General features: G+C 66.5%; 15 protein-coding genes. 10 read left to right on the top strand and 5 right to left on the bottom strand.

Annotated features, from left to right (window positions below; translation table 11 throughout):
• Nucleotides 1-56: 56 nt before the first annotated feature.
• A complete protein-coding gene (locus ACZY0Q_RS18140; protein WP_463918879.1) occupies nt 57-1442 on the bottom strand; it encodes an MFS transporter in 1386 nt (461 codons plus the stop codon).
• A gap of 162 nt (nt 1443-1604) precedes the next feature.
• Between ACZY0Q_RS18140 and ACZY0Q_RS18145 the strand changes: the two genes are divergently transcribed.
• Nucleotides 1605-2459 carry a LysR substrate-binding domain-containing protein gene (locus ACZY0Q_RS18145; RefSeq protein ID WP_463918880.1) on the top strand — a complete coding sequence of 285 codons (855 nt, stop codon included), beginning with the start codon at nt 1605-1607 and terminating at the stop codon, nt 2457-2459.
• Between the two features lie 617 nt (nt 2460-3076).
• On the opposite strand, the gene ACZY0Q_RS18150 is transcribed toward ACZY0Q_RS18145, so the two are convergent.
• Together ACZY0Q_RS18150 and ACZY0Q_RS18155 are read right to left on the bottom strand one after the other, a co-directional pair.
• Nucleotides 3077-6607, bottom strand: a complete 3531-nt coding sequence (locus tag ACZY0Q_RS18150; RefSeq protein ID WP_463918882.1) for a bifunctional proline dehydrogenase/L-glutamate gamma-semialdehyde dehydrogenase — start codon at nt 6605-6607, stop codon at nt 3077-3079.
• Nucleotides 6608-7005: 398 nt separating this feature from the next.
• On the bottom strand, nt 7006-8469 hold the full coding sequence (locus ACZY0Q_RS18155; protein ID WP_463918883.1) for an amino acid permease: 1464 nt from the start codon (nt 8467-8469) through the stop codon (nt 7006-7008).
• A gap of 153 nt (nt 8470-8622) precedes the next feature.
• On the opposite strand from ACZY0Q_RS18155, the gene ACZY0Q_RS18160 reads away from it, so the two are divergent.
• The 4 genes from ACZY0Q_RS18160 (at nt 8623) to ACZY0Q_RS18175 (ending at nt 12221) form a co-directional block, all read left to right on the top strand.
• Nucleotides 8623-9546 (top strand): LysR substrate-binding domain-containing protein, encoded by a 924-nt coding sequence (locus ACZY0Q_RS18160; RefSeq protein ID WP_463918885.1) that lies wholly within the window; start codon nt 8623-8625, stop codon nt 9544-9546.
• A gap of 109 nt (nt 9547-9655) precedes the next feature.
• A complete protein-coding gene (gene panD / locus ACZY0Q_RS18165; protein WP_181037322.1) occupies nt 9656-10081 on the top strand; it encodes an aspartate 1-decarboxylase in 426 nt (141 codons plus the stop codon).
• A gap of 51 nt (nt 10082-10132) precedes the next feature.
• Complete coding sequence (locus ACZY0Q_RS18170) at nt 10133-11059, top strand: AEC family transporter (protein ID WP_463918887.1); 927 nt, start codon at nt 10133-10135, stop codon at nt 11057-11059.
• Nucleotides 11060-11072: 13 nt separating this feature from the next.
• A complete protein-coding gene (locus tag ACZY0Q_RS18175; RefSeq protein WP_463918888.1) occupies nt 11073-12221 on the top strand; it encodes an FAD-dependent oxidoreductase in 1149 nt (382 codons plus the stop codon).
• A 127-nt stretch (nt 12222-12348) separates the two neighbouring features.
• Here ACZY0Q_RS18175 and ACZY0Q_RS18180 read toward each other — a convergent pair whose 3' ends face one another.
• Complete coding sequence (locus ACZY0Q_RS18180) at nt 12349-14988, bottom strand: trehalase-like domain-containing protein (RefSeq protein WP_463918890.1); 2640 nt, start codon at nt 14986-14988, stop codon at nt 12349-12351.
• 250 nt (nt 14989-15238) lie between these two features.
• A complete protein-coding gene (locus ACZY0Q_RS18185; protein WP_463918892.1) occupies nt 15239-16228 on the bottom strand; it encodes an LLM class flavin-dependent oxidoreductase in 990 nt (329 codons plus the stop codon).
• 274 nt (nt 16229-16502) lie between these two features.
• On the opposite strand from ACZY0Q_RS18185, the gene ACZY0Q_RS18190 reads away from it, so the two are divergent.
• From ACZY0Q_RS18190 to ACZY0Q_RS18210, 5 genes are all read left to right on the top strand, one after another.
• A complete protein-coding gene (locus tag ACZY0Q_RS18190; protein ID WP_463918894.1) occupies nt 16503-17486 on the top strand; it encodes an ABC transporter substrate-binding protein in 984 nt (327 codons plus the stop codon).
• A 26-nt stretch (nt 17487-17512) separates the two neighbouring features.
• Nucleotides 17513-17953, top strand: coding sequence for a GNAT family N-acetyltransferase (locus ACZY0Q_RS18195; protein ID WP_463918896.1), 441 nt, complete (start codon nt 17513-17515; stop codon nt 17951-17953).
• 116 nt (nt 17954-18069) lie between these two features.
• Nucleotides 18070-18696, top strand: coding sequence for a TetR/AcrR family transcriptional regulator (locus tag ACZY0Q_RS18200; protein WP_463918898.1), 627 nt, complete (start codon nt 18070-18072; stop codon nt 18694-18696).
• A gap of 98 nt (nt 18697-18794) precedes the next feature.
• Nucleotides 18795-20312, top strand: coding sequence for an aldehyde dehydrogenase family protein (locus ACZY0Q_RS18205; protein ID WP_463918900.1), 1518 nt, complete (start codon nt 18795-18797; stop codon nt 20310-20312).
• A complete protein-coding gene (locus ACZY0Q_RS18210) occupies nt 20313-21953 on the top strand; it encodes a GMC family oxidoreductase (protein WP_463918902.1) in 1641 nt (546 codons plus the stop codon).
• Nucleotides 21954-21985 lie beyond the last annotated feature (32 nt).

The raw sequence follows: 21985 nt of genomic DNA on the forward strand, positions 1-21985 counted from the left end.
AAAGGGCCGCGGCGCCTACGCCGCGGCCCTTGGTTCGCGCCTTCTACGCCAGGCTTTTACGCGGCCGCCCGGCTGACGATCCGCACCGGGTGGCGGCGGTCCTTGAGGTCCACGCTGAGGGCCAACGCGCCCTTCCGGGCCAGGACGACGCCGACAGTCACCGCGGCGAGCGCCGGCACCCCGCCGGACACCATAAGTGCCACGTGCGGGTCCACGTGCTCGGCGATCCAGCCGAGCATGGGCCCGCCGATGGCCTGGCCGCCGATCAGCACCATGATGTAAAGGCTCATCACCCGGCCCCGGATGCCCATGTTGGAGCTGATCTGGACCAGCTGGTTGGAACCGGTCAGGAACATCAGGCACCAGAATCCGGACAGGACCATCACCACGCTGAACCACACCATGGACGGCGCCAGCGCGGCCAGGCACAGCATCAGGCCGTACATTCCGGCGCAGAAAACCACGGACCGGAGCCGCAACTGGCGGCGCCGGGTCGATGCGACAGCACCGGCCAACGCACCCAGTGCCACCAGCGCGTTCAGCAGGCCATAGCCGCCTGCACCGACGTTGTACACGCGGTCCGCGAAGGCGGCGAGCAGGACGGGCAGGCTCATGGCGAAGACGGAGATGAAGCCGGCCATCAGCCATGGCCAGTAGATAGTGGGCTTGCTGAGAGCGTATTGCAGCCCCTCACGCAGCATGCCCTTTTTCTTGGGGGCGGGAGCGCTGAGGAACAGCTCGTCCTTGCGCAGAAGCAGCAGCATGGTCACCGTGGAGCAGCACGCCAGCGCATTCGCGGCGAAGGCCCAGCCGGCGCCCACGGCGGTGAGCAGCAGTCCTGCCAGCGCCGGGCCGATCAGGCCGCCCAGCTGGAACGTGGTGGAGTTGACGCTGATGGCATTCCGGAGGTACCTGGGACCCACCAGCTCGTTGACGAACACCTGGCGCGCGGGCTGATCCAGTACTGTGACCAGGCCCAGCAGCAGCGCGATGACGTAGACGTGCCACACTTCGATGGCTCCCGTCAGGGCAAGCACCGCGAGTGCCGCCGCGAGGACCGCGGCGAGGCTCTGGCACAGGATCAGGATCCTGCGCTTGGCGAACCGGTCCGCCATCATGCCGCCCCACGGCCCCAAAAGCAGCGACGGCATAAACTGCAACGCCACGGTGATGCCCACGGCGGTGACGGAACCGGACAGTTCCAGCACCAGCCAGTCCTGGGCGATCCGCTGCATCCAGAGGGCGATGACCGCGACAAAGTGCCCGATCGCGAAGATGCGGAAATTGGGGACTCGCAGGGAGATAAACGTGTGCCGCCAGGGAAGGTGTTCACTGACGACGGCGATGGGCTGGGTCTGGGTGGAAGCGGCGGAAGCGGACGCGGAGGCGGAGTCGATGACGGGCTGGCTGACGGTTGCCGACGTTGGCGATGGGGGTGCCACAGGGATGTCCTCAGGGAAGCGGGCGGACTGGGATGCTTCCCACGCTAGGCTGGTTCCAGGCGATTATGTAGCCCTATCGCGTCTATAACTACCATTACAAAGCGTAATATCACCCGCGCTGACGTGGGTGTACAGCCGGCCCGGCAGCAAGAGGAGTCCATCGTGTTCGAACCCGCCCAGCTCCGTTCGTTCCTTGCTGTGGCCGAGACGCTCAGCTTCACGAAGGCAGCGGAACGCCTGGGCCTGGCTCAGCCCACTGTCAGCCAGCATGTCCGCAAGCTGGAGGCGGCGGCCAAGCGCCACCTCGTCAGCAGGGACACCCGCGATGTGCGCCTGACGGACAACGGTGACGCGATGGCCGGCTTCGCCCGCACCATCCTGTCGGCCCATGATGCCGCCACCCGGTACTTCTCCGGCTCGGCCATGCGGGGCCGGCTGCGTTTCGGCACCGCCGATGACCTGGCCATCACCGGCCTCCCCCGGATCCTTCGTGAGTTCCGCCAGGTCTACCCGCAGATCAACCTTGAGCTCACGGTTGGCCAGAGCGACCAGCTGTACAAGAAACTCAACGCCGGCCAGCTGGATCTGGTGTTTGTGAAGTGGGTGGCCGGCGTCAAGGACGGCACCGTGGTCCAACACGACACCTTCTCCTGGGTGGGGCTGGAGCAGACGTCCCTGGAGCCCGGGGATCCCGTACCCCTGATCGCCTACCCCTCCCCCAGCCTCAGCCGGAAACTGGCCATCGATGCGCTGGAATCAAGCGGGCGGACGTGGCGGATCACGTGCACCACCCGGCAGATCAGCGGCGTCCTGGCGGCGCTCCGGGCAGGCATCGGCGTCGCCGTGATGCCGACGTCGCTGGTCCCCGAGGATCTGCTGGTCATCACCCGCCGGTTCGACCTTCCGCCGGTGGGCGACGTCGATTTCACGCTGATCCGCAACCCGCTGGCCAACGCTGAAGTGATCGACGCCCTGACCCAGACAATCGTCGGGCGGACGCTCAAGAAGTCGGTTTGACCGTATTTGCCGCGCGAATCAGGGCTGGAAACGAACCATTGAAGTAAAAGCCCGCCTCCTCTATGCTGGATTATCCATGGGGTCAAGCAGTGGCCGGTAAACACTACGAGTGCGCCCTGCAGCCCATGATGCGGCCGCACTCGGGATAGGCAGCCAATGACGACAGCCGAGAATACCCATTTGCACACCATATATACCCAGCGACATAGCACTGCACGGCCGCTGGTCACCCATCATTCCAACCACAACACCGGCATTTCGCGGGCTGCCGAATACATCGGCAAGCCCACGTGTGACAAGTGCGGCACGGATGAATTCATTTACCTGGAGTCGTACATTCCACCGGTTTACCGGCGTGACGGGGCGGTCAGGACACTGGGCGAAGTCGCCTACACCTGCACCCGTTGCGAAAATTTTTCGGCCCACAATGTTCCTGCATCGTGGACTCCCCCAGGCTGGTATCTGGGCTAATTACCAACGGTCTCCAGGCTCGCCCCAGCGCAGCCACCTGATCACTACGTAACCATTCAAGACTACGTAACCATTCAACAGCGAAGGCCCGGCAACCGCCCGAAGGCGGCCACCGGGCCTTTTCGTGTCTGCCGGGCCGGTCCGCCCTAGATCAGCCCAGCCGAGAGGTGGTTCGGGGTGCCGAAGCGGTGGGCCGTGATGCTGACGGCCTGCTCGTGCAGGAACGGCAGCAGCTCCACCCGGCCGGCCTCGGTGACCGCGTGGGCGTAGATCGCCAGGTCCGGACGCCCGTCCGTGGCTTCGGCGAGGGCGGTGGCGTCGCCGCCGATCAGGCGGATCCGTGCCCCGGACAGTTTGCCCGCCGCGGCGAGGCGTGCCGCCGAGGCCAGCCAGCCGGCGTCGGACTCCACCGTGACGTTGACGTCCAGCCCGGTGAGCACGGCGCGCAGCTGGGCGGGGAGTTCGACGGCGGTGGACACGGTCAGTGCCGAACCGGCCAGGACGCCGGCGGCCACAGTCCGCGCCAGCTGGGCCAGCGGGGCACCTTCGGAGAGCCGCACGGTGACGGGCAGCGCACGGTAGCGGAAGATGTTCCGCTCCGCACTCAGTCCGGAAACGTCCTTGGCGGTGCCGAACTCGTCGGCCCAGGCCTGTGCGTCAGACTCCAGCGAACGCTGAAGCGACTCCAGTTCGGCCGGCTCCAGGGCGCCAGCCGCGGAGTTCAGGATGCGGCCGACGCCCGCGTTGGTGACGCTTGCCGCGGCCGAAGCTTCGGCGCTTACCCAGTACCCGAGGCCGACGAGGTAGTTGGGTCCGCCGGCTTTGGTGCCGGCCCCGACGGCGGATTTCTTCCAGCCGCCGAACGGCTGGCGCTGGACGATGGCGCCGGTGATGCCGCGGTTCACGTAGAGGTTTCCGGCCTGGACGGAGTCCAGCCAGGTGCCGAGTTCGTCCGGGTCCAGGGCGTGCAGGCCTGCGGTGAGGCCGTACTCCACCTGGTTCTGGATCTCGATGGCCTCCTCCAGCGTGTCAGCGGTCATCACGCCCAGGACGGGCCCGAAGAATTCGGTGAGGTGGAAGTAGGACCCGCGGCGGACGCCGTAGCGCACGCCCGGGCTCCAGAGGCGCCCGGTTTCGTCCAGCTTGCGCGGTTCCACGGCCCAGGTTTCGCCGTCGCCGAGGGTGGTGAGGGCGTTGAGCAGCTTGCCGTTTGCGGGCTCGATGATGGGGCCCATCTGGCTGGTGGGGTCCTGCGGGTAGCCCACCTTCAGCGAGGTGACGGCGTCAACCAGCTGGTTGTGGAAACGCCTGGACTTGGCAACGGACCCCACCAGGATCACCAGGGACGCGGCGGAGCACTTCTGGCCGGCGTGCCCGAACGCGGAGTACGCCACGTCCTTGGCGGCCAGGTCCAGGTCGGCGCTCGGCGTAACGATGATGGCGTTCTTGCCGCTGGTCTCGGCCAGCAGCGGCAGGTCCTTGCGGAAGGAGCGGAACAGCTCGGCGGTTTCGTAGCCGCCGGTGAGGATCACGCGGTCCACAGCGGGGTGGGAGATCAGCTGCTGGCCGAGTTCACGCTCGCCCAGCTGGACCATGGTCAGCACGTCGCGCGGGACGCCGGCTTCCCAGAGTGCCTCGATCATCACGGCACCGCTGCGGCGGGCCTGCTTGGCGGGTTTGATCACGACGGCGGAGCCGGCGGCCAGTGCCGCGAGGGTGGACCCCGCCGGGATGGCAACCGGGAAGTTCCACGGCGGCGTCACCACGGTGAGCTTGGCAGGGACGAACGTGGCGCCGTCGACCGTTTCCAGCTTGCGGGCGGACTCGGCGTAGTAGTGGGCGAAGTCCACGGCTTCGCTGACCTCGGGGTCGCCCTGGTCGATGGTTTTGCCGGTCTCGCTGGCCATGACCTCCAGGAGGTCCGCGCGGCGGGCCTCGAGGAAGTCGCCGGCGCGGTGCAGGATCTCTGCGCGCTCGTCGCCGGACAGGGCACCCCAGGCCTTGCCCTTTTCTACGGCAGTGGCGATGACGGCGTTGAGCGTGTCCGCGTCCTTAACGGTGGCGGCCTCGACGGCGGCGTTGCCCAGTGTCGAGGCCGGGACGCGGTCCAGGATGGCCCGGCCCCAGTCGCGGTTGGCCGGCAGCGACGGGTCAGTATCCGGGGTGTCCTTGAACGAATCGTGCGGCAGGGGCTGCGGCGGGAGGCTGCGGTTCTGCTGGCGGTTGGCCGGCGGAACCTCGTCGTCGAGCCTGTCCAGGGAAGCGAGGAAGCGCTGCTTCTCGCGCTCGAAGAGGGCTTCGTTTTCGCTGAGTTCGAACACTGCGGACATGAAGTTGTCCTGGCTGGCGCCTTCTTCGAGGCGGCGGATCAGGTAGGCGATGGCGACGTCGAACTCGGCGGGGTGCACCACCGGGGTGTAAAGCAGGAGCGAGCCGACGTCCTTCTTGACGGCTTCGGCCTGGCCCTGCGCCATGCCCAGCAGCATCTCGAATTCGATGCTCTGCTGTGCGGTATCCGCGATTCCGCGTTGCTTGGCGAGCAGCCAGGCGAAGGCGATGTCGAAGAGGTTGTGGCCGGCCACCCCGATCCGGACGTTTCGGATCCGGTCCGGGTGCAGCGAGTAGTCGATGACGCGCTTGTAGTTGGTATCCGAATCCTGCTTGGTGCCCCAGGTGGCCAGCGGCCAGTCGTGCAGCGAGGCCTCAACGTGCTCCATGGGCAGGTTGGCGCCCTTGACCACACGGACCTTGATGGCGGCGCCGCCGTTGGCGCGGCGCTCGGCGGCCCAGTCCTGGAGGCGGATCATGGCGGCAAGGGCATCCGGGAGGTAGGCCTGCAGCACAATGCCGGCCTCGAGGTTCTTGAACTCCGGCTTGTCCAGGATCCTGGTGAAGACCGCAATGGTCATATCCAGGTCCTTGTATTCCTCCATGTCCAGGTTGATGAACTTGGCGGTCTTCCCGGCGCCGGCGAAGGACGCGGCTTTCGCGAAGAGCGGAGTGAGCTTCTCAACGACGTGCTCCACGGCCTCGTCAAAGGCCCAGGGGGAGTGCGGGGCGACAGTGGAGGACACCTTGATGGAGACATAGTCCACGTCCGGGCGGGCCAGGAGCGTGTGGGTTCCCGCGAGCCGGCGGGACGCCTCGTGTTCGCCCAGGACGGCCTCGCCGAGGAGGTTCACGTTGAGCTTGATGCCGTCCTTGCGGATCTTGGCGATGGCCGGGCCCAGCTTGGCGTCTGTGGCGTCAACGATCAGGTGGCCCACCATCTCGCGGAGCACCCGGCGGGCGATCGGAATGACCACCTGCGGCAGGACCGGCGCCACGGTGCCGCCGAGGCGGACGGCGCTGCGCATGTACCAGGGCAGGAAGGCCGGGACCTTGGGTGCCAGGGCCGCAAGATTGCGGGCAGCGACGTGGAGGTCTTCGGGGCGGACCACACCGTCCACGAAGCCGACGGTGAAGTCGAGCCCGTTGGGGTCCTTCAAAACGCCGGCTAGCTGTTCAGCGGAGGCATCCACGGGGACCTTGGCGGCTTCCGTCAACCAGTGGCGCACCAGCCCGATCGCTTCCCCGGCCAAGGCCTGGGCTTCGGGCACGTGGGATGTGGCTGCAACGGCCGGTTCGGCGGCCGTTTTCCCGGTGAAGACGCCGGGCTCCGTTGAAATGTTGGTCATATCTAACACTCGTTCTTTCCGTTGGTGAGGTCGCTCTTTCCTTCAGTATGATCTTCCGTTCACGTAAGATAAAGCGACGTTTTCTGAGCAATACAGGTTAGAAAAATCAATGCTTCGATTTTCCGTCCGAACGTTCGGGAAATCCCCCCATTTTGGGCAACGCTCTCTCACTTAACGCAGGTTTTCGGGCAACCCTCTCTCACTTACCGCAGGTTTTTGGGCAACCCTCTCTCACTCCCGAAAGACGGACAAAAACGGACAAACCCTCCCCCACAGGACGTGGGAGAGGGTTCGTCGATCGCGCCCCGAAAGTGAGAGAGCGTTAGGGAAAAACGTACATTAAGTGAGAGAGCGTCCGGGATCGGTCGGGCGGGTGGACGCCTGCGGGGACGCCGGGGTCAGCTGAGCGGGCGGTGCATCTCCACGGCTTCTTCGTGGCGCGGGCTGTCCGGGTTCATCAGCGAGTGCTTGCGGCCGTAGAAGAAGTAGATGGCCAGGCCGATGACCAGCCAGACGCCGAACCGCGCCCAGGTCTCCCAGTGCAGTTGGAACATGAGGAACGCGGAGGCGAGCACACCGAAAGCGGGAATGACCGGCATCAGCGGCAGGCGGAAGGTGCGCGGGGCGTCCGGCTTCTTGTAGCGGAATACGATCACTGAGAAGCAGACGACGACGAATGCGGCCAGGATGCCGATGTTCGTGAGGTCAGCGACGGCCTTGATGGGGAACACGCCGGCCAGCAGGGCGGAGGCGACGCCGGCAATCCAGGTGACGCGCTGCGGCGTGCCATGCCGGTCTGTTTTGGCGAACCAGCCGGGCAGCAGGCCATCGCGGCTCATGGAGAACCAGACGCGGGTGACGCCGAGCAGGAAGGTCAGCATCACCGTGAGGATGGACAGCACGGCGAAGACGGAAATGATGGTGGCAATCACGGGCAGGCCCACCCCGGTGAACGCGGAAGCGAAGCCGGCCTTGGGGTCGATGTCCTTGTAATTCTGCATGCCGGTCAGGACGAGGGTGGCCGCGACATAGAGCAGCATGGCGATGATCAGGGACAGGACGATGGCCTTGGGCATGTGCTTCTTGCCATCCTTGGCCTCTTCGGCCGCGGTGCTCATGGCGTCGTAGCCGAACACAGCGAAGAACACTGTTGCCGATCCCGCCAGGACCGGCCCAAATCCGCTGGGCATAAACGGGTTGTAGTTGTTGGTGTCGATGTAGAAGATGCCGAGCCCGATGATGAAAAGGATCAGGACAACCTTGATTGCTACTGCATAGAGTTCAAACCGGCCGAATGCCTTCGTTCCGCGGGACAGGATCCAGGTCACCAGCAGGCAGACCAGGATGGCGGGAATGTTGACGATGCCGCCCTTGCCCTCATCCGCCGTCGAGGTCATCCACACCGGCAGGTGGATGCCAATTCCGGACAGGAACGCCTCCAGGTAACCGGAGATGCCAATGGCCACTACAGCCACGATCGCAATGTATTCGAGCAGCAGGTCCCAGCCGATGAACCAGCCGATCACCTCGCCCAGCGCAACATAGCCGTAGGTGTAGGCCGAGCCGGCCCGAGGGATCATGCCGGCGAATTCCGCGTACGACAGCGCTGCCGCAGCAGACGCCAGGCCGGCAATCAGGAACGAGATCAGCACCGCGGGCCCCACACCCGGGTTTCCTTCGCTGCCCGCGGCCACCAGGCCAGCGAGGGAGAAGATGCCGACGCCGATGATGCCGCCAACGCCGATGGCCGTGAGCTGCCAGAGCCCTAGGGACTTGAACAGACCACTGTGCTTGTTCTCTTCTTCGATGTCGTCGAGCGGTTTGCGCCGCATGATCGACTGGGTCATATCTTTAGGGCTCATCAGGAACTCCTACGTGGGGTGCGGCCCCATCACGGCGCCCCGGAAGAGGCTGTGACGGGCGTAACTCAGATACACCAGTATGCAAGCGCAATTGCGTTAGATAAAGTGACTACTTCTAACCTATATCCATTAGATTCATCAAGGAATGTGGCCATGCTCGATGTCCGCCGCTTGCGGCTTCTCCGCGAACTTAAGATCCGGGGCACGCTGGCGGAGGTGGCGGAGGCGCTGCAGTACAGCCCGTCGTCGGTCTCCCAGCAACTGGCCCTGCTGGAAAAGGAAGTGGGCGTGGAACTGCTCCGTAAAACGGGGCGCCGCGTGCAACTGACGCCCCAGGCTGAGGTCCTGGTGGCCCACACCGCCCAGCTGCTCGAAACCCTGGAGCAGGCGGAGGCGGACCTGGCGGCGTCGCTGACCACCGTCACGGGCACGGTCCGGATTGCCGTTTTCCAGTCTGCGGCCCTGGCGCTGATGCCTGACACGCTCACGCGGATGACGGCGGAGTACCCGGAGGTCCGGATCGAAATGATCCAGCGCGAGCCCGAAACGGCCCTTCATGAGACGTGGGCACGCGATTTTGACCTGGTCATCGCCGAACAGTATCCGGGTCACGCCGCCCCGCGGTACCCGGAGCTGGACCGCATCAAGCTGACCACTGATGCGATCCGGCTGGCCGTTCCGCCGGCGGATTCCAGCCGGCCGCCCATCACGACGCTGGAGGACACTGCCACGCTGCCCTGGGTGATGGAGCCCCGCGGTGCAGCATCCCGGCACTGGGCGGAACAGGCCTGCCGGAGTGCCGGGTTCGAGCCCGATGTGCGCTTCGAAACAGCAGACCTGCAGGCGCAAATCAGGCTGATTGAGTCCGGAAATGCCGTGGGGCTGATGCCGGACCTCGTCTGGACGGGGCGGGACACCACCGCCCGGCTGCTGGATCTTCCGGGGCACCCGCGCAGGACCGTGTTCACGTCGGTGCGCCGCGCCAGCGCGCAGCGGCCGGCCATCCTCGCCGCCCGCGAGACGCTGGCAGCCACCGCCATCTCCGTAGCAAGGACGGACGACGACGCTGCCAGGTAGGTGCCGGATGGTCCGGCCATTCGCCCGGTAGGTGGAGGGAAACAGCCTCCGGCGCCATGTTCACTGCGTCACAGCGCGGTCCGGGAGCCGGCGCTAGACTGGGCGGGTTATGAATCGCACAATGTTCAAGTCCAAAATCCACCGGGCCACCGTCACGCATGCCGACCTGCACTACGTGGGATCGGTCACCGTTGACCTGGACCTGCTGGATGCTGCCGATATCCTTCCCGGCGAGCTCGTGGCCATCGTTGACGTGACCAACGGTGCACGTCTGGAGACCTACACCATCGCCGGCGAGCGCGGCTCCGGTGTCATTGGCATCAACGGGGCAGCAGCCCACCTGATGCATGAGAACGACATTGTCATCCTCATCACTTATGCCCAGATGACCACGGAAGAGGCCCATGCCTACACCCCGAAGGTCATCCATGTGGATAAGGACAACAAGATTGTCCAGATCGGTAACGACCCCGCTGAGTGCCACACGCCGGGCCTGATGCGCCCGCCGTTCGCCCTTAACAACGCCGCCTTGTAGCCGGAGCGTGAGTCCGGGCAGACACCGCCGCCGCAGCCTCGGAGGCTTGTTTTGGTAGGCGTGCTGCAGGGCTTCTTTGTTGTTTGGTTCATCATCATGGTGGGCTGGTTTGTGGGCCGCCAACGGATTCTTGGCGACAACGCCCGCCAGGTCCTCAGTGCCCTGACCTTCTTCGTGGCGAGCCCTGCCCTGCTCTTCGAGACCCTCAGCAAGGCGCAGCTGGGGGAAGTGTTCGCTGAACCGCTGCTGGTCACCGCGGTGTCCGCGGTCTGCACCGCCCTTATCTTCTTCAGCATCGTGAAGTTCGTCCTGAAGCGCGCGTTGCCGGAAGCACTAATGTCCTCGATGGCTGCTTCACTGGCCAACTCCGCGAACCTTGGCATCCCCATCGCCGTCTACGTCCTGGGCGACGCCAGTTACGTGGCGCCGCTGCTGATCTTCCAGCTGGCCTTTTTCACGCCGATCTTCCTGATGATCCTGGACGCCAGTACCAGCTCACACCGCACCACGCCCTGGGGATTCATCCTGATGATCCTGCGGAACCCGATGATTGTCGGCTCCGGCCTGGGCCTGCTGGTGGCAGGGACCGGCTGGGAGGTTCCGCCGCTGCTCCTGGAGCCAATCCACCTCATTGGCGGTGCCGCAATTCCGGCCATGCTGATCGCCTTCGGCATGAGCCTGAACGGCAGCCGGCCATTGCAGGCCGCCACCGGCAGGCGCGTGGACACCCTCCTGGCCAGTGCCTTCAAACTGGCGGTCCAGCCGGCCATTGCCTACGTTTTTGCCCGTTTTGCCCTGGGTATCGACGGCCCGGCCCTGTTCGCGGCCGTGGTGGTGGCGTCCCTGCCCACCGCGCAGAACGTTTTTGTTGCCGCCAGCCGCTACCAGACCGGCCTCACCGTGGCCAAGGACACCGTCCTGATCACCACGGTGGTGGCGGTACCCGCCATGATCGGCGTCGCACTGCTGCTTAACTGACCTGAGGAGCCCTATGGAAACAATCCTGGACACTGTTGTGATCGGCGGCGGAGCAATGGGCTCCGCGGCCGCCTGGGCGTTGGCCCGCCGGGGCCGGCAGGTCACGCTGCTGGAACAGTTCGGCCCCGGCCACCACAACGGGGCATCGCATGGCAGCACCCGCAACCTGAACCCGGGCTACCACCGGCCGGAGTACGTGGCGATGCTGGCCGAGGGGCTGGCGCTGTGGGAGGAGCTCGAGCAGGACAGCGACGAACAGCTGCTCACGCGTACGGGGATCGTCAACCACGGCCCTGATCCGCGGCTCGCGCTGGTGCAGGCGGCGCTCACCGAGGCAGGCCTCCGGGCGGAGTCCCTGAAGCCGGAGGAGGCCGCCGAGCGGTGGCGCGGCATCCGCTTCGACCAGCAGGTCCTTTACATGCCCGACGGCGGCCAGCTGAATCCCGAGGCGGCGCTCCCCGTCTTCCAGCGGCTCGCCGCAGCCCGCGGCGCCGAGATCCGGCACCACACCCAGGTAGTGGAACTGAAAATCATGGACGACGGCGTCCGGCTCACTTTGGCGGACCGAAGCCCCGGCGCATCGGGACGGACAGAGGTGGTCACCGCCGCGCAGGCCGTGGTGACAGCCGGCGGCTGGACGGAGAAGCTGCTGTCCGGCGCGGCCGGAAGCGGGAAGCTCACGATTCCCCGGCTCACGGTCACCCAGGAGCAACCGGCACACTTCCGCATTGCCGACCAAGGAGCGGTGTGGCCCGGCTTCAACCACAGTCCGGGACCCGGACCTGTCTACAAGGGCTGGTATTCGCCCGTCTATGGGATGCAGACGCCGGGCGAAGGCATAAAAGCCGGCTGGCACGGCGTCGGCCCCGTGGTGGATCCGGACCGGCGGTCCTTCGTCCCCGAGCCGGTCCAGCTCGCGGCCCTGCAGGACTACGCCCGGACCTGGCTGCCCGGCGTGGACGCCGAGTCATTCGAGGCCATCAGCTGCACGTACACCACCACGCCGGATGAGGACTTCATCCTCGACCGGATCGGCCCGGTGGTCATCGGCGCCGGCTTCTCCGGGCATGGCTTCAAGTTCACTCCCGTGGTGGGGCGGATCCTCGCGGACCTGGCCACCGGGACCCGGCCCGCCCCGCAGATCTTCTCCGCGGCCCGCTGACGCGGCGCCCCTTGACGCGGCGCCCCTTGGCGCGACGCCCCTTGGCGCGACGCCCTTTGGCGCGAACGTACAGTTGAGGCCCCAAAAAGCTATAGAAACAGGGCCTCAACTGTACGTTCGCGCCGGGCTACGGCCTTTTGGCTTCCGGCTTGTGCCGGTCCAGGATCCGGGCGCAGCGGATGAACCCTAGGTGCGAGTAGGCCTGCGGGTGGTTCCCCAGGTGTGTCTCGGTACTGGGATCGTATTCTTCGGGCAGCAGGCCGGTGGGGCCGAAGAGGTTCACCAGCTGGTCGAACAGGTCCCAGGCCTCCTCGATCCTGCCCACCGCAACGTAAGCCTCAATCAGCCAGGTGGTGCAGATGTGGAAGCCGCCCTCCAAACCCGGCAGGCCGTCGTCGTACCTGTACCGGAACACGGTGGGGCCCACGCGCAGTTCCCGTTCCACGGCGGTGACGGTGTCCAGGAAGCGCTGATCGGTGACATCCAGCAGGCCGGAGAGTCCGATATGCAGGACGGCCGCATCCAGGTCGGGGCTGTCGTAGGCCACGGTGTAGGACGCGGCCGAGTCATCCCAGCCTTCGCGGAGGACTTCCTCCCGGATGGTCCGGGCTGTGGGTTCCCACGAGGGGTCCGGCGTCCTGCCGTGCCGGGCGGCGGTCCGGAGTGCGCGGTCCAGCGTCACCCAGCACATCACCTTGGTGTAGACGTGGTGCCGCGGCGGGCGCCGGGCTTCCCAGATGCCGTGGTCCGGCTCGTGCCACCGGGCCAGGACGGCAGCCGCCATCTGCACCAAAAGGTCCCAGTGGTAATTCTCGAGGGCACCGTTCCGCGAGCTGACACTGTCGATCAGTTCTGCCACCGGCCCGAAGACATCCAGCTGGACCTGGTGGTCCGCGGCGTTGCCGATCCGGACGGGACGGGATCCCGCATACCCGGGCAGGCTGTCGATGACGGCCTCCGTGGACAGCGGCGCCCCCGTCACCGAGTACAGCGGATGCAGCCATTCCGGGCCCGGTGCGTGCTCAAGGATCCGGCCCAGCCAGCTGAGGAACCCGGCCGCCTCCGCCGTGGATCCCAGGTCCACCAGCGCGTTCACAGTCATGGACCCGTCCCGCAGCCAGCAGTAGCGGTAATCCCAGTTCCGGGTGCCTCCGATTCCTTCGGGCAGGGACGTGGTGGGCGCGGCCAGCACCGCACCCGTGGGCTCGTGTACGAGGGCTCGGAGGACCAGGGCCGAGCGGCGGACCAGCGATGGCTTCACCGAGGGCAGCTCCAGTTCCTGCACCCAGCGGCGGGAGTGGAGTGCCACCCCCGCCCGCCGGTCGGTTTCGCCGCCGTGGTGAGCCTGTGCAGGTTCGGTGTCGCCGCAGCGCAGGTTGAGGACCACCGGCCCGTCCTGGAGGTTGACCGAAGCGGTGGCGGTGGCGTGGAGGCCGTCGGAGGCGATGGTGAAACTGACACCCGGCGCAAAAAGGTAAATGGGATCGGAGGTTCCCACCACATGCAGCTCATCGCCGCGCGTCTCCATGCTGAACGGGGCATTGGCGTAGTCCGGCCGGGGTGCGAAGACGATCTTGGCGCCGCCGGTGCCGGAGAGTACCCGGACCAGGCTGGTGATCCCTTCCGGGGCCGGCTCCAGGTAGTCCGTGACGGTCACGTCCGCCCAGCGCGTCTCCACGATCATGGTGCTGTCCACGTAGCGCTGGCCCAGAACCTGCGAGGATTTGAGCGGCTCCACGGAGAAGTGCCCGGCGGCGTCCCCGCCCAGGATGTGGGCGAACAGCGACCCTGAATCCGGGAGCGGGTGGCTCATCCAGCAGACCTTGGCATCCGGTGTGACTAAAGCGGTGGAGGATCCGTTGCCGATCATCGTGTGCCTCTCGAGCCCGACTGCGTCCTCGCCGAAAAGCCAGGCCCGCCGCAGCTCGAACAGGAGGGCCAGGACGCGGGCGAAGGATTCCGGGTCCCGCAGCCTGTGCAAAGCACGGGTCTCCCCCGGCCCCACGCGCAGGCCCAGGTCCGGGCCGCGGAGCGTGGCGATGGCCAGTTCGTCGCTGTAGGCGTCCCCGGCGTACAGCGCAGCACTGGCGCCCAGCCGGGACCGGAGGTTTTCCAGGGCGTCAGCCTTGGCCGGTTCCATGACCGAGAGGTCCAGGACCGAACCGTCCACGATGAAGAACAGGCCATGTGCCTTGGCGATCTCCCGCGCCGTTTCCGTCACCCCCTGCACCACCTCCGGCGAGGCCGGCCTGGTATGCACGGACACGGCCACCGGCTTTCGTTCGATCCAAATGCCCTCCTGGAAACCCACCGCTTCAGTCAGTGCGGTGCTGACATTGTGGAGTGTGGCTTCGGTGGCGAGGTCCTGGACGTGGGCGAAGGCCATGTCCGACTCCGAACCGTGCGATCCGATCAGATGTACCTCCGCAGGCAGCCGGGACACTGCCGCGAGGTCACGCAGCGAGCGCCCTGAGATGACCGCGGCATGGGTGTTGGGCAGGGCGGCCAGGGCTCGGAGCGCAATCGCGGCGCTCCCCAGGGGCAGGGTCTCCGTGGAGATTCCCTCCGCGGCGCACAGCGTTCCGCCGTAGTTACAGGCCACCAGCAGCCCGGGGACTCGGGCCAGGACCTTCAGTTCGGCCAGGAGGGTGGGCGTGAAGCCTTCGTCCGCGAGGTCCGACTGGATGAACGTCCGCAGCATGCCCAGCGGCAGCGATCTGGTCAGCAGGGCGGAATCCGCCACGCTCTGGTTCAACGGCGTAGCCATGCGTGCACTCCTAGAGCAGAGCCTGGCCCGGGAAGGCCGAAGGGGGCAAGTTAATTGTCCGCCCGGACGATTTCCCCCGAAAGTCCCACTTATTGCCACCGTGTAAAGTCCGACGGCGGGACCCACCGCGCGGTTCCGCGGCAGGGCGCCGTCGTGGTTTCCAAAAAGATGCGTGGCGTGACGCGGGCGCGTCAGCGTCGGGCCTGACGCGAGCCCGTCCCGCTTGGTTGTGGTCTTGTCCCGGCGGGACCTAGACCCGGGCCAACCCGGCAACCTCCGCCAGCAGCTCCACGGAGCGGATCCTGGCCTCGGTGCCGGTGCTCTGGTGCGCGACGATCAGTTCGTCAGCGTCGGAGTGCTTGGCAAACTCCTCAAGATAGTCGTTCACTACGTCCGGGGTGCCGATGGCCGAGTACGTCATCATCTGCGAAACGTGCTGGCCCTGCGGGGAGTCCAGGACCATGTCCGCTTCGTCGTCGGTGAACTCGCGCCCGCCGCCGAAAAACAGACCGACGCGGGCGCGCAGGGTTGCCCGGAAGGCCGCCTGCGCCTCGGCGGCCGTATCCGCGGCGATCACATTGACGCCGGCGATAACGTGGGGTGCGTCGAGCTGGGCCGACGGCTTGAACTCACGGCGGTAGACGGCCACGGCATCCTGCAGGGCGTTGGGCGCGAAGTGCGAGGCGAAGGCGTACGGCAGGCCCAGCTGGGCGGCGAGGCGGGCGCCGAACAGCGACGAACCCAGGATGTAGAGCGGCACGTTGGTGCCCTTGCCGGGGGTGGCCTCCACACCCTGGATCCGGGTGGGGCCGGTGAGGTAGCCCTGCAGCTCCAGGACATCCTGCGGGAAAGTGTCCGCGGACATGGGGTCCCGGCGCAGCGCGCGCATGGTGTTCTGGTCACTCCCGGGGGCGCGGCCCAGGCCAAGGTCGATGCGGCCCGGGTGCAGCGTCTCCAGGGTGCCGAACTGCTCGGCGATGGTCAGCGGCGAGTGGTTGGGCAGCATAACGCCGCCGGCGCCGAGCCTGATGGTGTTGGTGTGGGCGGCAACGTGGGCGATCAGCACGCTGGTGGCCGACGACGCAATGGCGGACATGTTGTGGTGCTCGGCGTACCAGATCCGCCGGTAGCCAAGCTCCTCGGCACGCTGCGCCATGGCCACACTGCCCGCGAAACTCTCCGCCGCCGTCTGGCCTTTGCCAATGGTTGCCAGATCAAGGATGGAGAGGGGAAGCGTCACGTCGGTGCCGGCCTTTCAATGCGTTGCGTAGGGTGCCGGCCGGGGCGCGGCGGGCACACTGTGGACAACGACGGCGGCGCCCGGGTTATTTCTGCGGGCTGGGGTGGGGTGTCCCACGACCCCAGTTTGTGACCGCCGGGGACGCCGCGTTAACCGCCGTTACCCCTCGTATCGCACCGTTTCGGCGGCCTTTGATCCGGCGACGGCGCTCCCGGATAGTTGCTGCCAAGAACACCGTTCCGTTCCGAAAACCAGCAACTTCCAAGGGGAAACGATGGCGACAATCAAGACACGACAGGCTGCAGGCGCAGCACTCGCAGCAGTCACCCTGCTGGCGCTGGCCGCCTGCTCGGACCCGGGCGCGACGGCGGCGACAGCACCGTCGTCGGGCTCCACTGCGAGCGCAGCCGGCAAGACGTTCAACCTGGCCCCGGAGCAGAACCGCGTCAAGGTGGCCGTGGATGAGAAAGCGGCCGCCCTGGTCCCTGACGCCATCAAAGCGGACGGCAAACTGACCGTGGTCACTACCGGCGGCACAGCCCCTCTGAGCCTTTTCGCCACGGACAACAAAACGCTCATCGGCAGCGAGGTCGACATTGCCTACGCTGTAGGCGAGACCCTGGGGCTGACGGTTGAGGTGCTGCCCGTGGCCTGGGCCGACTGGCCGCTGGGCGTCGAATCCGGCAAGTACGAGGCCGTGCTCTCCAACGTCACCGTCACCGAGGCCCGCAAGGAGAAGTTCGACTTCGCCAGTTACCGCAACGACCTCCTGGGCTTCTACGCCAAGACCGATTCCACCATCGGCGACATCAAGGAAGCCAAGGATGTTGCCGGCAAGCGCATCATCGTCGGCTCGGGCACCAACCAGGAAGCGATCCTGGTGCGCTGGGACGAAGAGAACAAGGCCAAGGGGCTCGCGCCGGTTGAGTTCCAGTATTACGACGACGACTCCGCCTCCACGCTGGCCCTCCAGTCCGGCCGGGCGGACCTGACGTTCGCGCCGAACGCCGGCTCGGCCTACAAGGCTGCGAAGGACGGCAAGACCAAGGAAGTGGGCACGCTCAACGGCGGCTGGCCGCTGACCGCCGAAATTGCCTTCACAACGCAGAAAGGCAACGGCCTGGCCGTAGCCGCCCAGGCTGCCCTCAACACTCTCATTAAGGACGGCAGCTACGCCCAGATCCTGGACCGCTGGGGCCTGTCATCGGAGGCCATCCAGAAGTCCGAACTGAACCCGCCTGGCCTGCCCAAGAAGTAGGCCCGCCACTGTGGCTTAATGGTCCGGTGAGTACCGAATTCGCCCTTCGTCCCAGCCAGGCTTCCGACGGCCCGTGGATTGCGGAACTGCGCGCGGTGGTGATGCGTCCGGACCTTGAGCGGCTGGGCCGTTTCGACCCCGTCCGCGTCCGCGAGCGCTTCTTCGACGGGTTCCAGCCGGAGCACACCTTCGTCGTCGACGTCGCGGGGCAGAATGCGGGCGTGATCGCTGTCCGCGCGGAGCCCGACGAGCAGTGGATCGAACACTTTTACCTGGCCCCGGAGCATCAGGGAAAGGGCCTCGGCGGCGCCGTGCTCCGGCAGGCCATGGACGGGTCCCGGGACCACCGGCCGTTCCGCCTGAATGTGCTCCAAGGCAGCGCGGCCCGGCGGCTGTATGAGCGCCACGGCTTTGCCGTCGAATCGGAGGACGCTGTGGACGTTTTTATGGCGGCACCGGTCCCTTAACATCGAGTGCTCCCAGACGGCCAGCTGCCTGGGAGTTCCGGGACCAGGTGGTTGACGACGCGGTCCGCCTCTTCCGGAAAATGCACGATCGGCGGGTTTGGCAATAGTCTGGCCAGATGGGGACAAATACCTTGAACGCCGGCGAACAGATCGACAGGCAGTCGCGCATTCTCGAAGCGGCGCTCGATCTGCTGTCGCGCCACGGCATCTCAGGCGTGAGCATGCGTGCCGTGGCACGCGAAGCCGGCGTCGCACTGGGCCTGGTGAACTACTACTACGACGATAAGACGAGCCTCATCCGGGCAGCCCTGCACCGGGTGGATGAGCAGGACCTTCAACTGGTGTCCCAGGACCCCTCGTTGACGCCGGACGAACAGCTCCGCCAGGCCCTGCGGCGGGTTGCCGGCGCCGAGCTGCTGACCACCCGGTACCTGTCCCTGCGCCTGCACCTGTGGGCCCTCGCCCAGGCCGACGAAGGCTATGCCGAGATCAACGCAGCGGCCTTCGACCGGTACCTCGACGGCGTTGCCGCACTCGTGTCCAACGCCAAACCGGAGCTCTCTTGGGAGGAATGCCGGGAACGGGCAGCCGACATTGTGGTTATCCAGAACGGGATGTGGCTGACGTCGCTTCTTGGCGTGGACAACGCCTCCATCCAGCGCAGCATCGCCCGCACTGAGGAAATCGCCTTCGCCCCGAGCCGCAGGAGTACCAACGGGGGCGCAGCACTCAGGGAGCTCTAAAACACACGCCTCACAGCGGGGCAGTAGCGCACGTCACATTTGAACGAGTGTTCAAGAAAGCATTGAACACTCGTTCAACTTCAATTACTGTCCTCGGTATGACTTACGCCACAACGTCGCATGACGTGACAGCATCCACCCTTTTCATCAACGGTTCGTGGGAGCCGGCCGCCTCCGGCGCGGTGCGCCAGATCCGCAACCCCGCCGACGGCGAGCTGGCAGCCACAGTGTCAGAGGCCGGCCGGGAAGATGCCGAGCGTGCCATCGCTGCAGCCCGGGCGGCTTTCGACTCCGGTGTCTGGGCTTCGGTACCGGCACCCGAGCGCGGCACTTTCCTGCTCAAGATCGCCGCCGAACTGCGCCAACGCCGGGAAAAGTTCGCCCGTGCTGAATCACTGGACACCGGGAAGCGGATCGCCGAAAGCCGCATCGACATGGACGACATCGCCGCCTGCTTCGAATATTTCGGACGGCTGGCCGGGCAGCAGGCGGGCCGCCTGGTCGACGCCGGGGACCCCGCCGTCGTCAGTAAAATCGCCTACGAGCCCGTGGGCGTCTGCGGCCTGATCACGCCGTGGAACTACCCCCTGCTCCAGGCCGCGTGGAAGATCGCTCCCGCGCTGGCCGCGGGCTGCACCTTCGTACTTAAGCCTTCCGAGCTCACCCCGTCCACCGCCATCCTGGCCATGCAGCTGCTGCAGGACCTCGGTCTGCCGGACGGCGTCGCCAACCTTGTGACGGGACCCGGCGCGGAGGCGGGGGCACCGCTCTCCGAACACCCCGCCGTGGACCTGGTCTCCTTCACCGGCGGACTGGAAACCGGCAAGCGCATCGCCGCAGCCGCAGCCGGCACCGTGAAGAAGGTGGCGCTGGAACTTGGCGGCAAGAACCCCAACCTGGTGTTTGCCGACGCGGACTTCGACGCCGCCGTCGACAACGCCCTGAACGGGGCCTTCGTCCACTCCGGGCAGGTTTGCTCAGCCGGGGCGCGGCTGGTGGTGGAGGAATCAATCGCCGAACGCTTCGTGGACGAGCTGGTCCGCCGTGCGCAGGGGATCCGCCTGGGCGGCCCGTTCGACGAGGCCGCCGAAACCGGGCCGCTCATCTCCGCAGCCCACCGGGACAAAGTCCACGCCTACGTCCAGCGCGGCATCGCGGAGGGCGCGCGGCTGCGGTGCGGCGGCGCGGCGCCTGAGGAAGAAAGGTTCGACGGCGGTTTCTACTACCAGCCGACCGTCCTGGACCGCGTCCAAAGGGGCATGTCCGTGGTGGTGGACGAAGCCTTCGGCCCGGTGGTGACCGTCGAGACCTTCCGGACCGAGGACGAGGCCGTGGAAACTGCCAACGACACCATCTACGGGCTGGCCGGCGCAGTCTGGACCCAGGACGCCGGAAAAGCCCAGCGCGTGGCATCCCGGCTGCGGCACGGCACCATCTGGATCAACGATTACCACCCCTACCTCCCCCAGGCCGAGTGGGGCGGCTTCGGCCAGTCCGGCGTCGGCCGCGAACTCGGGCCGACCGGCCTGGGCGAATACCAGGAAGCCAAGCACATCTACCAGAACACCAGCCCCCAGGTAACCGGCTGGTTCGCTGACCACGGCGAGGAGAACTAGATGCACGTCGACAACATCGAGAACCTCAGCGAGCGCGGATTCGACTACATCATCATCGGCGGCGGATCCGCCGGGGCCGCAGTGGCCGCGCGGCTGAGCGAGGATCCGGAGGTGTCCGTTGCGCTGGTGGAGGCCGGCCCGGATGACCGCGGCCTGCCAGAGATCCTGCAGCTGGACCGCTGGATGGAACTGCTGGAATCCGGCTACGACTGGGATTACCCGGTGGAACCGCAGGAGAACGGCAACTCCTTCATGCGCCACGCCCGCGCCAAAGTGATGGGGGGCTGCTCCAGCCACAACTCGTGCATCGCGTTCTGGGCCCCGCGCGAGGATCTGGACGAGTGGGAATCCAAGTACGGCGCCATGGGCTGGAATGCTGAAACCGCCTGGCCGCTCTACCAGCGGCTGGAAACGAACGAGGACGCCGGCCCCGACGCCCCGCACCATGGTGACTCAGGCCCCGTGCACCTGATGAACGTGCCCCCGGTGGATCCTGCCGGCGTCGCGCTCCTGGACGCCTGCGAGCAGACCGGCATCCCCCGGGCACAGTTCAACACCGGAACCACGGTGGTCAACGGCGCCAACTTCTTCCAGATCAACCGCCGGGCAGACGGCACCCGGTCCTCCAGCTCGGTTTCCTACATCCACCCCATCATGGAGCGCGAAAACTTCACACTGCTGACCGGCCTCCGCGCCCGCCAGCTGGTGTTCGACGCGGACAAGCGCTGCACAGGCGTGGACGTGGTGGACTCGGCGTTCGGCCGGACCCACCGGCTCTCCGCGGACCGCGAGGTCATCCTGTCCACGGGGGCCATCGACTCGCCCAAGCTGCTGATGCTCTCCGGCATCGGACCGGCAGCGCACCTCGCCCAGCACGGCATCGAGGTCCTGGTTGACTCCCCCGGCGTGGGCGAGCACCTGCAGGACCACCCCGAGGGCGTGGTGCAGTTCGAAGCCAGGCAGCCGATGGTCCAGACGTCAACACAGTGGTGGGAGATCGGCATCTTCACCCCCACGGAGGACGGCCTGGACCGCCCGGACCTGATGATGCACTACGGCTCCGTCCCGTTCGACATGAACACCCTGCGGTACGGCTACCCCACCACAGAGAACGGCTTCAGCCTCACCCCGAACGTCACGCACGCCCGCTCACGCGGCACCGTCCGGCTGCGCAGCCGCGACTTCCGCGACAAGCCCATGGTGGATCCGCGCTATTTCACGGACCCGGACGGCCACGACATGCGGGTCATGGTGGCCGGCATCCGTAAGGCACGCGAGATCGCCGGCCAGCCGGCCATGGCCGAATGGACCGGCCGGGAGCTTTCGCCCGGCGTCGAGGCCCAGACGGACGAGGAACTGCGGGACTACATCCGCAAGACGCACAACACGGTGTACCACCCCGTAGGCACCGTCCGAATGGGGCCGGTCGACGACGGGATGTCCCCTTTGGACCCCGAGCTGCGGGTCAAGGGCGTCACCGGACTCCGGGTTGCCGACGCCTCGGTCATGCCTGAACACGTCACCGTCAACCCCAACATCACCGTCATGATGATCGGCGAGCGCTGCGCGGACCTGATCCGCGCCGGCCGGTCCGGCAGCGTGAGCGCGGAAGAGGTACAGCTCAGCGCATCCTTCGCCTGAGGATCAGGCCACATCACTATCGTGCTTTTCTG

The organism is Pseudarthrobacter lactosi (assembly GCF_055412785.1).

What these genes read in the sequence shown, in the direction of transcription:
- ACZY0Q_RS18150 (WP_463918882.1), bottom strand. Translation starts at nt 6,607, where the DNA reads ATGACCAACATTTCAACGGAGCCCGGCGTCTTCACCGGGAAAACGGCC.
- ACZY0Q_RS18155 (WP_463918883.1), bottom strand. Translation starts at nt 8,469, where the DNA reads ATGAGCCCTAAAGATATGACCCAGTCGATCATGCGGCGCAAACCGCTC.
- ACZY0Q_RS18160 (WP_463918885.1), top strand. Translation starts at nt 8,623, where the DNA reads ATGCTCGATGTCCGCCGCTTGCGGCTTCTCCGCGAACTTAAGATCCGG.
- panD (WP_181037322.1), top strand. Translation starts at nt 9,656, where the DNA reads ATGAATCGCACAATGTTCAAGTCCAAAATCCACCGGGCCACCGTCACG.
- ACZY0Q_RS18175 (WP_463918888.1), top strand. Translation starts at nt 11,073, where the DNA reads ATGGAAACAATCCTGGACACTGTTGTGATCGGCGGCGGAGCAATGGGC.
- ACZY0Q_RS18180 (WP_463918890.1), bottom strand. Translation starts at nt 14,988, where the DNA reads ATGGCTACGCCGTTGAACCAGAGCGTGGCGGATTCCGCCCTGCTGACC.
- ACZY0Q_RS18190 (WP_463918894.1), top strand. Translation starts at nt 16,503, where the DNA reads ATGGCGACAATCAAGACACGACAGGCTGCAGGCGCAGCACTCGCAGCA.
- ACZY0Q_RS18200 (WP_463918898.1), top strand. Translation starts at nt 18,070, where the DNA reads ATGGGGACAAATACCTTGAACGCCGGCGAACAGATCGACAGGCAGTCG.
- ACZY0Q_RS18205 (WP_463918900.1), top strand. Translation starts at nt 18,795, where the DNA reads ATGACTTACGCCACAACGTCGCATGACGTGACAGCATCCACCCTTTTC.
- ACZY0Q_RS18210 (WP_463918902.1), top strand. Translation starts at nt 20,313, where the DNA reads ATGCACGTCGACAACATCGAGAACCTCAGCGAGCGCGGATTCGACTAC.